This is a genomic window from Dyadobacter sediminis (genome assembly GCF_005860765.1).
GTDB lineage: Bacteria > Bacteroidota > Bacteroidia > Cytophagales > Spirosomataceae > Dyadobacter > Dyadobacter sediminis.
In genome coordinates this window covers 121,825-134,313 of sequence record NZ_VCEI01000030.1, presented here as the reverse complement: position 1 = coordinate 134,313, position 12,489 = coordinate 121,825, and the positions used below count along the sequence as shown (strand labels likewise).

Annotated in this window: 9 protein-coding genes and 1 tRNA gene; 9 read left to right on the top strand and 1 reads right to left on the bottom strand. The window is 44.9% G+C overall.

The genetic code is table 11. The features are described 5' to 3' along the window. Window positions 1-14: 14 nt before the first annotated feature. Entirely contained in the window at window positions 15-419 is a 405-nt protein-coding gene (locus FEM55_RS21980; RefSeq protein WP_188584519.1) for a hypothetical protein, read from the bottom strand. Between the two features lie 232 nt (window positions 420-651). Here FEM55_RS21980 and FEM55_RS21975 point away from each other — a divergent pair, with 232 nt between their 5' ends. The 9 genes from FEM55_RS21975 to FEM55_RS25435 all read left to right on the top strand — a co-directional run bounded on the left by FEM55_RS21975 (window position 652) and on the right by FEM55_RS25435 (window position 12,426). Continuing rightward, window positions 652-1,767: an acyltransferase family protein gene (locus tag FEM55_RS21975; RefSeq protein ID WP_138283476.1), complete on the top strand. Its 1,116-nt coding sequence runs from the start codon at window positions 652-654 to the stop codon at window positions 1,765-1,767. A 38-nt stretch (window positions 1,768-1,805) separates the two neighbouring features. After that, a complete protein-coding gene (locus FEM55_RS21970; RefSeq protein WP_138283475.1) occupies window positions 1,806-2,513 on the top strand; it encodes an ATP-binding cassette domain-containing protein in 708 nt (235 codons plus the stop codon). A gap of 180 nt (window positions 2,514-2,693) precedes the next feature. Continuing rightward, entirely contained in the window at window positions 2,694-5,756 is a 3,063-nt protein-coding gene (locus tag FEM55_RS21965) for a serine hydrolase domain-containing protein (RefSeq protein ID WP_138283474.1), read from the top strand. A 76-nt stretch (window positions 5,757-5,832) separates the two neighbouring features. Further along, complete coding sequence (locus FEM55_RS21960; protein WP_138283473.1) at window positions 5,833-8,508, top strand: Ig-like domain-containing protein; 2,676 nt, start codon at window positions 5,833-5,835, stop codon at window positions 8,506-8,508. A gap of 79 nt (window positions 8,509-8,587) precedes the next feature. Next, window positions 8,588-9,040 carry a nucleoside deaminase gene (locus tag FEM55_RS21955; protein ID WP_138283472.1) on the top strand — a complete coding sequence of 151 codons (453 nt, stop codon included), beginning with the start codon at window positions 8,588-8,590 and terminating at the stop codon, window positions 9,038-9,040. A 64-nt stretch (window positions 9,041-9,104) separates the two neighbouring features. Next, complete coding sequence (locus FEM55_RS21950) at window positions 9,105-9,713, top strand: superoxide dismutase (protein ID WP_138283471.1); 609 nt, start codon at window positions 9,105-9,107, stop codon at window positions 9,711-9,713. A 98-nt stretch (window positions 9,714-9,811) separates the two neighbouring features. After that, a tRNA-His gene (locus tag FEM55_RS21945) sits at window positions 9,812-9,887 on the top strand. 250 nt (window positions 9,888-10,137) lie between these two features. Then, a complete protein-coding gene (locus FEM55_RS21940; protein ID WP_138283470.1) occupies window positions 10,138-11,358 on the top strand; it encodes a site-specific integrase in 1,221 nt (406 codons plus the stop codon). A gap of 747 nt (window positions 11,359-12,105) precedes the next feature. Beyond that, window positions 12,106-12,426 (top strand): DUF6660 family protein, encoded by a 321-nt coding sequence (locus FEM55_RS25435; protein WP_082218027.1) that lies wholly within the window; start codon window positions 12,106-12,108, stop codon window positions 12,424-12,426. Window positions 12,427-12,489 lie beyond the last annotated feature (63 nt).

Below are 12,489 nucleotides of genomic sequence, written 5' to 3'. Positions count from 1 at the left end.
TCCTGATAAATCAGTTATTTTCCAAACAACTGATCAAAGCTGAACCTTCCTTTTTTGGAAAGGGATTCCAGTTTCTGCTGCTGTTCTGCGGTCAGTACCTCGATCATTTCCTGCCTTTTTTCTTCTGCCAGACGTTTGCGGTTGCGGCGTTTGGCGTCGTCGTTTCTGGAAAGCTTTCTTTCCATTCGATTATATCTTCTGTCAATTTTTTTAAGCTGTTTCTGCTGGCGCTTCGACAAGTCGAGTTCTTCTGAAAAACGGCTCATGTTTTTTTCCAGCCTGCGGTTGTTCAGCTTGCTGTTTACGGCCGTTTCTTCCGTTCGGTACGTTTCATCATCAACGCGTGAAGTATTGGAAGTTGCACAGCCGGTAAAACAAAGCGTTGCGAACAGAAAGTACAGCATCAGGGATTTTTTCATGGAGTCAGATCTTTTTGTCAAGAAATAATGGACCCTTATAACGCAGGCGGGCTTTTGAGAAATATATATTCTTTCATTATCCATAAGATTAATATGTTTATTTAAATAAATGTACTTTTGCGGGAAAGTATCAATAGGTTTTTTACCCAACTTTACTGTAATTTAGATTGGCTTTTATTTCAGATTATGCCGCCTTTTCCAAATTTTATTTTCCTATTCCCTTTTTTATCAAATGAAAGATAGTTCTACGTCGCACAGGCTGCTGTCACTCGACACGCTGCGTGGTTTTGATATGTTCTGGATTTCAGGCGGCGAAGAAGTCTTCGCAGTGCTTGCAAAAGTGACAGGCTGGTCGTGGGCCATTCTGATAGCGCATCAGTTGACGCATCCCGAGTGGAACGGTTTTCGCGCCTATGACCTTATCTTTCCTACTTTCCTGTTTATGGCGGGTGTTTCCACACCGTTTTCCCTCGGCAGCCGGCTGGACAAAGGCGTTCCCGCTTCCCAGCTGCTCCGGAAAGTAATTCAGCGGGGCATTATTCTGGTTATTCTCGGTATCATCTATAACAACGGTATTTTCCAGACAGAATGGGAAAAAATGCGTTATCCGAGCGTTCTGGCCCGGATTGGCCTGGCGGGAATGTTTGCGCAGATTATTTATCTGTATACCGATAAAAAAACAAGATGGATTTTGTTTGCAGTAATCCTGGTTACATATTACCTGTTTATGAAATTTTATCCTGTTCCGGGCTGCGGCGCCGGCCTGCTGACCATGGATTGCAACCCGGCCAGCTACATCGACAGAATGGTTATTCCAGGCCGTCTGCACCTCACCATTCACGATCCGGAAGGGCTTGTCTCTACTTTTCCTGCCATTGCAACGGGTTTGATGGGCATTTTTGCAGGAGAACTTCTGAGGATCAATGATGAAATTATCCACCGGAACAGTAAAGTCGTTTACCTTGTAGCCGCCGGTATTGTAAGCTTGCTGCTTTGCCTTGTTTGGGATTACTTTTTCCCGATCAACAAAAATCTCTGGACAAGCTCGTTTGTGCTTTGTGCCGGCGGTTTCAGCACGTTGCTGCTGGCTTTGTTTTACTGGTTTATCGATGTTCTCAATTTCCGTAAATGGACATTGTTTTTTGTCGTGATCGGCATGAATTCCATTGTCATTTACATGATCGGCCGGTTTATCGATTTCTTTTATACCGCGCATGCATTGTTCGGGGGAATCCTGAGTTATTTTCCGGAGCCGGTTGAAGAAATGGGTGCCATTATCGCATATATTATGGTTCAGTGGGCATTTATGTATCTGCTGTTCCGGAACAGACTTTTCCTGAAAGTATAACGGTATCAAGTTTTTCATCCCCAATCCACACATTAGAAATGTCCATTGAAGTTACCAATCTGACCAAGGTTTACGGCAGTCAGCGCGCCGTTGACGGCATTTCATTTTCTTTAAAAAAAGGAGAAATTGTTGGTTTTCTCGGTCCGAACGGTGCCGGCAAATCCACAACGATGAAAATCCTGACAGGCTATCTCAGAGCTACGGAAGGCATTGCAAAAGTATCCGACTTTGATGTCTCCAAAGAACCGATGCCGGCCAGAAGATCGATCGGATATTTGCCTGAACACAATCCGTTATATCTGGATATGTACGTAACGGAATTTCTGCTTTTTTCGGGAAAGCTGTACGGCATGAAGGGCACTTCGCTGCAATCGCGTGTGGAGGAAGTCATTGTCTTGTGCGGGCTGGAAACGGAAAAACGCAAGAAAATCGGGCAGCTTTCCAAAGGTTACCGCCAGCGCGTCGGCCTGGCGCAGTCGTTTTTACATAATCCTTCGGTGCTGATCCTGGATGAGCCGACAACGGGGCTGGATCCTAATCAGATTCAGGAAATAAGAGACGTAATCCGTACAGCAGGCAAGGATAAAACAGTGCTTTTTTCCACGCATATTATGCAGGAAGTGGAAGCATTGTGTGACCGTGTGATCATTATCAGTAAAGGAAAAGTAGTGAACGACAGCTCGCTGCAGGAACTGAGAAATACGGGAAATTCACTGGAAGAAATTTTCAGGAGGCTTACGAGCTGACATATGGTTGCCAGTCAAATAATAAGTGAAGCAATTATTAGAATTGCCTTAAAACTACATTTATTTGGATTTAAAGATCATGTAAAATTGTTATTTTTGTAACTATGGTTAAACCTGGATATGTAATGCCGCATTCCGTTTATCTAAATTCTCCCTCTATAAAGTTCAGTGATTTGTAATATGAAAAATTGGTGGTTCAGCCGGTTTCGCGTTGTATTTAGCATAATTGTACTGGTTATTTTAAGCTCGGTGGTTTCCGCTGCATGGAAACTTATGGCAGTCCGGAGCAGCTTTCTGGTAAAACCCGAAGTTGCTGTTGCCAAAAAGGTTGTTGCCAAAAAAGCCGGAAAAAGGCTGGACCCTGTGCTGGTGCTTCCCGAAAACGAATGGGTGGACAGTACATTGAACGCACTTTCCATAGAGGAAAAAATCGGTCAGCTGTTTATGGTTGCTACCTTTTCCAACCGCGATGAATCGCATTATAAATACATTGACCGGCTGATCAATGAATATCACATCGGCGGTCTGATTTTCTTTCAGGGCGGGCCGGTAGGGCAGGCCCAGCTGACAAACCGGTATCAGTCGCAGACAAAAGTTCCGCTTTTCATCGGCATTGACGGCGAATGGGGGTTAGGCATGCGGCTCGACAGTACGATTTCTTTCCCGAAACAAATGGTACTTGGTTCCATTCAGGACGATGCGCTTGTTTACAGAATGGGCGCCGACATTGCCAGGCAATGCAGCCGACTTGGAATCCAGATCAATTTTGCACCGGTTTCGGACATCAACAGCAATCCGGCCAATCCGGTGATCGGTATACGTTCATTTGGGGAAGACCGCGAGAATGTAACGCGCAAAGCCATTGCTTACATGAAAGGTTTGCAGCATAACAAAGTGATTGCTACGGCCAAGCATTTTCCCGGGCACGGCGATACGGATGCAGATTCTCATTTTACCCTGCCCGTACTGACGCATTCTGCCGAGCAACTCACCGAAACGGATTTGTATCCTTACCGCTCCATGATCGCAGACAGTCTCATGGGTGTTCTGAGCGGGCATTTATACATTCCTTCGCTGGACAGCACGCCTAATCTGGCAAGTTCACTTTCTGAAAAAGTCATTACCGGCCTTTTACGCAAAGATCTGGGTTTTCGCGGACTGGTTTTTACGGATGCCATGAATATGAAAGGCGTTTTGAAAACGGGCAAGGCTGCGGAAGTAAATCTGAAGGCGCTTGTTGCAGGCAATGACGTATTGCTCTATCCTGAAAGTATCGCAGAAACGGTTTCAAAAATCAAAGACGCCATCAATCGCAGGATCATCAGTGAAAAAATTATTGACGACAAGGTAAAACGGATTCTTCAGGCCAAATACTGGGCCGGATTGAGCGAGTACAAACCCGTTGATACCAACAATCTGTACGCAGATCTGAACAGTGAAGGAAGTAAGGAATTGTATAGAGAACTCTGCGAAGCGTCCGTTACAGTAGTCCGGAATGACAATGATATGCTTCCGGTCGGATCGGTTATGGATGATAAAATGGCTTCGGTGAGCATCGGAGAAGGAAGCAGCGCCGCATTTCAGAAAATGCTGTCCACTTACAAGCCCATGCGTTCCTATACTTTTTACGAAGGCCCGTCGTCGCAGGAGCAGATTACGGAAATGCTTGGTTATCTGGAACCTTACAATACGGTTATCGTAGATGTACACGGCATCGCGTACAATCCGCGGCGGAACTATGGCGTAACAGCTGAAATGGCGAATTTTGTCGGTCAACTGAAAGAACGGAATAAGAAAGTGATCCTCTGCCTGTTCGGAACGCCTTACAGCATTCAATTTTTCCCGCAGACCGACGTCCTGATTTGTGCAAACCAGGACGGAAAGGACCAGCAGGAAATTGTTCCGCAGATCATTTTTGGCGCGATGCGCTCGCAAGGCAAATTACCCGTTTCGGTTCTTTCCTACAAATCAGGAACTGGCGTGAGCACAACAGCCATTAACCGGATCGCTTTCGGAACGCCGGAAAGCGTCGGGATGAACGGGGATATGCTCAAAAAAATTGATGAAATTTCAAATGCGGCGGTCAGTAACCATGTATTTCCGGGATGTGAAGTGCTGGTGGCGAGAAGAGGAAAAATCATTTATGACAAACAATTCGGCGGGCTGAATTACAGAACGCCGGAAAAAGTTAATTCGGAAACGATTTACGACCTTGCTTCGCTCACAAAAGTTTCGGCTACTTTGCAGGCAGTGATGCTTTTATATGATAGAAAGCAAATTGAGCTGGATCAGAAAGCCTCTTTTTACCTGCCGGAACTTGCCGGAACAAACAAGCAGAACTTTACTGTCCGTGACTTGCTTTTACACCGGTCGGGCCTGATTTCATTTTATCCTTCTCTCTGGGAACGAACCAAAACGGGCGGCGGCGGATTGCTGCCCGAATATTACAGTTCCAAGTCCGACACGGCCTATTATCTTCAGGTTGCGCCAAAACTGTATGCAAAAGGTGCTTTACGCGATTCGGTATGGAAATGGGTTGTGGAATCGCCGATGAACAACAGAAAGGACAGAGCGGGCAGTTACGGCTATCTTTACAGCGACCTCGGCTTCCTGACCCTGCAAAAGATTGTGGAAAGAGTAAGCGGACAGCCGCTGGATATTTTTGTTTCTTCCAACATTTACGAGCCGCTCGGACTGGCTTATCTTGGCTTCAATCCATTGCATCGTTTTTCAGAAAAACAGATTGCGCCGACCGAGCAGGATTATCGTTTTCGCAGCCAGTTACTGCAGGGGACCGTACATGATCAGATGGCGGCCATTGTGGGCGGCGTCAGTGGACATGCGGGTTTGTTTGGTACAGCAAGAGATCTGGCGGTCCTTTTCCAGATGAATTTATGGAAAGGAAGTTATGCCGGCAAAAGGTATTACGAAGCTGCAACGGTGCCTTTCTTTTCAAGGATTTACGATGAATCGCATCACCGCGGGCTGGGCTGGGACAAGGCTCCGGGCGACGGAAACAGTTCGTATGTGTCTCCACAGGCTTCCATGAACTCCTTCGGACATACCGGATTTACGGGCACAATGGTCTGGATGGACCCGGAAGAAGATCTGCTGTTTGTGTTTCTTTCCAATCGTGTCAATCCTGATGCTGAAAATACAAGTATTACTACGCAGCGTACCCGAAGAAAAATTCATGATATTGTTTATAGTTCACTGACAGAAAGGAAGAGCGAGCTCCCGTAATGGTTGGAAGTGTATTGAAAAAATATCTCTAACTTTACAGTTAAACAGGTTAGTGAAAAGATAGATACACAATTTCATGAAAATTACATTTATTAGAAAAGGGTTTTTTACCTGCATTGCGATTCTTTCAGCGGTAGTTTCATCAATAGCTCAAACCATTACGACCGGAGCCGTAAGTCCGGCTACAATATGTGCCGGAAGTGATATTTCAGTGCCTTTTACGACAACAGGAACTTTTGCTGCGGGTACCGTTTTTATCGTACAGCTTTCGGATGCAAAAGGAGTTTTTCCGGCAACACCTGTGGAACTGGGAACCGGAACCAAATCGCCGCTCAATGCGGACATTCCCGCCACTGCATCTGCAGGAACTGCCTATAAAGTAAGAGTTATCACCAAATCTCCTGCAGTAACCGGAAATGCAAGTCCGGAGCTGAAAATAAATGCACAACCTGCAAAGCCTGTTTCGGATACGGAAATTATCTATTGCCAGAATGAAAAAGCACTGGTCCTGAATGCGATCGGTGCAAGCGGTGCCACATTCAAGTGGTATACAAGTGCCACAAGTTCGAGTCCGCTGAGTGCAGCACCTGTTCCTGAAACAGATGCTGCCGGAACAGAATCGTATTACGTGGCGCAGTCGGTAAATGGCTGTGAAAGTGCCAGAACAGAAGTTAAAGTTATAGTTAAAGCTGCGTCGGCCGTGCCGGAACTGGTTTCCAAAGATGATTACTGCATCGGCGAAAAACCTTCTGCGCTGGTTGCGAATGGAACAGATATCAACTGGTATGATGAAGATGGAAACAAGCTTTCCAAAGCTCCGGTTCCTTCCACGGAGAATGCAGGCGAAACCATTTACTTCATTACACAAACGGAGGCAAACAAATGCGAAAGCCCGGTTTTGAAAGGAAAGATCACGATAACCATTCATTCTTTACCGGCCAATTTACCTGTAATTTCCGATTCGGTTTGTCAGGACAGCAAGGCCAAGAATTATACTTTTACTACCAAACAGGCTACCGGAAACAAGGTGAACTGGTACACTGCACTGACGGGCGGCTCAAACATTGAAACTCCTTCCGTCAGTCTGAAAGCAGCCGACGAATATGTTTTCTATGCAACACAGGAAACCGCGAAAGGTTGTGAAAGTGCCAAGAGAACCATACAGCGAGTTGTTGTAAATGCCTTGCCGGTTCCACCCGTAATTGAAAAGTCTGTTATTGAATACTGCCAGTTTGTACAAGCAAAGCCGTTAACGGCCAAGCCACTTTCCAAGGCGACACTCAACTGGTACGGAACAGATCCGACCGGAGAAAAGGAACTGAAATCGGCGCCTGTACCTTCAACAGAAAAAGGTGGAACTACTTCTTACTATGTTGCGCAGACGCTCGCAGGATGCACAGGAAGTCCGGCCAAAATTGATGTAAAGATCAATACGACGCCCAAACCGCAAACAACTACGTATCTTGCCTATTGCCAGAACGAGAATGCGCCTGTTCTGGATGCAACCGGATCCGTTTTGAAATGGTATCGGGAAGCGAACAGCGGCGAATTTCAGGGCGTGCCGTTTACTCCATTTACCGAAAAAGTACAGGACTATTCATTTTACGTAACACAAACCGGTGCAAACGGATGTGAAAGTCCGAAAGAAGAAATCAAGATTCATATCAAGCCATTGCCTTCTGCAACCATTACCGGAAGCGCAAGCATTGATCTGGGCCAGACGGCATCAGTCACACTGAGATTTACAGGAGACGGTCCCTGGGCTTACGTTTTATCCAATGGTACAACGGATACTACGGACGAGGCTACGCACACCATTACCGTAAAGCCGAGTATAACAACCACTTATCTGGTCACGGAAGTTTCCAATGACTGCGGAAAAGGAATTCCGATCGGAAGCGCGCTTGTAACGGTAAAAGTTCCGACGATCAGCTCCGGAAATCCTTCTGTTTCCACCGTTTGTTCGGGAAAAACCTTTAATGTGCCGTTTCAGCAATCGGGAGAGTTTCCGGCAGAAAATAAATTCAGCGTACAGATTTCCACGGTTAACGACGACAGCCGGTTTTACACAATCCCTTCGGTAGCTACCTCCAGTATCATAACGGCGACATTGCCTGATACAACCGCAGGCGGGCGTTATTTTATAAGAGTGATCAGTTCGGCAGCCAATGAGGATTTTATCGTAAAAGGGAATGTAAGTGCAATTACCCTGACAGCTAACCCGCTGCCCGTAGCCACGTTGTCGGGAGCACAGTCCATTCTGGCCGGACAAAGTGCAAACCTTAAAGTTGAGACTACAGGCAGTGCACCCTGGACATTTACGCTGAATGACGGAGCAAAAGATTCATTGATCACTGCGGCAGGAACGCCTTATAATTTTAAAGTTTCGCCAAGAACGACGACATTTTATACCATAACAAAGGTTACAAATGCCTGCGGAACCGGAAAAGGTGCCGGCTCGGCCAGAATCCAGGTTGATCCGATATTAGGCATTGAACCGCCTGTTGCTGCAGACTGGGTTAACGTTTATCCTACCATTATTGCAGCGCAGTGTACCGTGGAAGTTTCCGGAACCATTTCCGCAAAAGGAGCAAATGTGGAAATTGTAGATTTGAACGGCCGTTCCAGAATGTTTAAAAAAGTCAGTCAAAAAACAACGGAAATGGATTTTTCAGGCTTTCCTTCAGGATTGTATCTGTTGCGCATCCAGAATGGCAATCTTAACACTGTCAAACGCATTATGAAACGCTGAAAGGTTTCTTTATAAAACAGGACGGGACATTTGTTGCAAGATATAAATGTCCCGTTTTCATGTTCAGACCATTTTTAAAATGAATATTCAGGCAGACATTCTTGACAACTTTTTCATGGCCGAAGCGATGCGCCAGGCCGAGCTTGCGTATGAAGAAGGTGAGATTCCGGTTGGCGCAATCGTTGTCATCGGAGAGCGCATCATCGGAAAAGGGTACAATCAGACGGAAAAGCTCAACGACGTAACTGCCCATGCGGAAATGCTTGCGATTACAGCCGCTTCGGATCATCTTGGCGGAAAGTATCTGCAGGAATGTACATTGTATGTTACACTTGAACCCTGCATCATGTGCGCGGGGGCGCTTTACTGGACGCAGATGAAAAGAGTAGTATTTGGCGCCGTGGATGAAAAACGCGGTTACTCCAGACTTCGTGAGAACATCCTGCATCCGAAAACCATGCTGACGCGCGGAATTCTTGCCGGGGAATCGCAGGAGTTGCTGCTTAAATTTTTTAGGCAATTAAGAACATAAACGTTTTTTCTGCTGTTAGCCAACTGTTACGTATAATTTTTATCAATCATTAAACTACACTGAAATGGCATTTACACTTGATCCCTTACCTTATGCTAACAATGCGTTAGAGCCACATATTGATGCATTGACAATGGAAATACATCACGACCGTCATCATCAGGCTTATGTTACCAATCTGAATGCAGCGGTAGCAGGCACTGAGCTGGAAGGTAAAAGCATAGAAGAACTGCTTGCCGGCATCAGCAAGGCACCAGCTCCGGTTCGCAATAACGGAGGCGGCCACTGGAACCATTCTTTTTTCTGGAAAAGCCTTTCTTCAAACGGCGGCGGAGAGCCAACGGGTGAACTGGCAAAAGCCATTGATTCCAAATTCGGTTCATTTTCGGCATTTAAAGACGAGTTCAAAAAAGCGGCTACCGGCCGTTTTGGTTCAGGCTGGGCATGGTTAATTGTGAAAGAGGGCGGTGAACTTGCCATTACATCAACACCGAATCAGGATAACCCATTAATGGATACTGCAGAGGCAAAAGGCACTCCGGTAATCGGACTGGATGTTTGGGAGCATGCATATTATCTGAAATACCAGAACAAGCGGCCGGATTATATCGATGCATACTGGAACGTAGTAGACTGGAAAGCTGCTGATGCTCTTTACGTTGCGTCGAAGTAAGCGTTAAAAGCTGAACAGCATGGCTTACAGCTTGCAAAAATATTTGAATAAAGTCATTGCAAGCTGTAAACCTTTTTATAAGTTTGTGTCCTCAAAACGGAGGTTGTAGCTCAGTTGGTTAGAGCGCCAGATTGTGGTTCTGGAGGTCGCGGGTTCGAGACCCGTCTCCCTCCCTTGAAATAATTCAAAGCCCAAACAAAATGCCTGTAAATCAATGATTTGCGGGCATTTTTGTTTTTCAGATCATATCAAAAAATGCAAAAATTCCTATGTTTCCAGTGAGTCTTTCGTGTAGTTCACTCACTTTGAGAAAAAGACTCACTGGAAACGGCATAACAAATTGATAGCAAGATGTTTACGGCGTAAACATCTTGATTGGCAAGCGTGGTAATTCGATATTTAACCACTTTTAAATGCTTGTGTTATGTTGGAAAAAACATTCGGCCTGCTTTTCTATTTAAAGCCCGTCAGAAATCAAAAAGGAACAGTTCGCTACATCTATCTGCGAATTACCGTCGACGGCAAGGTCGCCGAACTATCTACCAAGAAGTTATGGAATACCGAAAGGTGGAATTCATCAGTCGGACGCCTCGCCGGAAACAAAGAAGATGCCAAGACGCTCAATGCGTATTTGGATATGCTCACTGCCAAAGTTTACCAGGCCAAGAAAATTCTTACAGAGGATGATAAGGAAATTTCTGCGGAAGGGCTAAAAAACATATTGCTAGGAAAGAGCAATGAAACCCGCATGATCCTCGAAGTCTTTGCGCACCATAATGAGCAGATGGAAGCGCTGGTCGGTCAGGAGTTCGCACCGCTCACTTTAAAGCGCTATAAGACCGCGAAAGAACATACCGCCTCTTTCATTAAATGGAAATACAAGAAGGATGACATGGCGATCAAAGACCTGAACTTTGAATTTATCACAGAATTCAACTTTTGGCTTAGGAGTGCCCGAGGTTGCAATCATAATTCAGCGATCAAGTACATGAGTAACTTGAAAAAGGTTGTGCTAATCTGTGTTAATAATAAATGGTTGAAGAAGGATCCGTTCCAAGGTTTTAAGCTGACGAAGAAGGAGGTTGTTAAGAATCCATTGTCGAGGGAAGAGTTAAAAAGGCTCACTGAAAAAGTATTTGAAGTCGAAAGAATCAGCCAGGTGCGGGATATCTTTTTATTCTGCTGCTATACTGGCCTTGCATACGTAGATGTAAAGCAATTGAAGACGACGGATATTGTTGTCGGCATGGATGGGGAGCCCTGGATTGATACCACTCGCCAGAAAACGGATGCGCCTACACGTATTCCGCTGCTAGATACAGCGCTGGAAATTATTGGGAAGTATAATGATCATCCGCAGTGTTGTGCGGCTGGCGTTGTGCTGCCGGTTCTGAGTAATCAGAAAATGAATGCTTATTTGAAGGAGATTGCAACTCTATGCGGGATTTCCAAGACGCTGACTTTTCATATCGCGCGGCATACATTTGCTACCACGGTGACCCTTAGTAATAAGGTGCCGATTGAAACAGTTTCCAAGATGCTGGGGCATCGGTCTTTAAAGCAGACTATGATTTATGCGAAGATTTTAGATGTGAAGATTAGTGAGGATATGAAAGGGTTAAGGGAGCGGTTGAAGAGAATGTGAAAGCTGGTTTCGGCTCTTTGCGTTGAATAATACAAAATGTCGTTACAGCGTTACGACATTTTGTACATGTATCCTAACTTAGTTATAGATGCAATGAAATGCTTGTGCTATTTTACGACACTCATCAATTTGTTTTTTGAAAATTTTAAATTTTACACAGCAATATACTCAAGCAGTAAACTGAAAGTGAATTTTAAAATTATTTAGCCCTGTTTTAATAGAAATATTGTGCAGTATCAAGTTCATTTAAACCGTGGTATTTTTGTAATTTGAAAATGGCTTAAAACTGTTAATTAAGTACTTGTAAAACAACGATTTAATGTTTTGCCATTTTGAAACAGAGCACGTTAAACTGTACTTTTCCCTGCTACAGAGAAATTTTAGCCTGGTGAATGGCAAAGAAGGTAGGTGCAGTGGTCGGCTTTGACTGACTGATCATTACAAACATGGCCGCATTTTAATGCGCCATAAAATAGTGGCTAAGTTTTAAAAATATCGCTGTCACCAAGAACGCTCCTAACAGAAAATAAAGAATCCTTAGCAAGGTAGATGGCTTAGTGGGCTTTGATGCCTTCATCAATGAACGGTACGGGGACTTCACCGGCTTTGTACGATTTGTAATGTGCGGAATGACCTTTTTGCTTTTCATGGCTTTGGGTGCTTGCATGCAAGACTGCAAATATGGTTTAGATCTTATTTGTTTCTGACTACCTGTTGCATGTTTTATTGAGCTAATTTTGCAGTATTATGAGATTAGCTCTTTACATATTAGCTTTTTACACGGTGATACTTTCCTGCATTCCCTGCCAGGATGAAGTATTGCGTGTCTCATACCCGGCCACTAAGGCCACCATTAATGCCAATGCCGATCACCAGGATCAGGGAATTGTTGACCTTTGTTCCCCGTTTTGTATTTGTGCATGCTGCGCCGGCATAACGCTTCAAGATCCCGTTATGTCTTTGCCAGAAGTAGCATCTACTGCTTTTTTTAGTGATAAGGCTTTTACCTATACCGACCGTAATGATGGCGGCGGTCTGACATCAATCTGGCAACCTCCCAGGATTTAGTGTAACCCATTCATTTATGGTTTGCCTTATTGCTGTGGCTTTTTAAGTCACGGTTATAGGCTC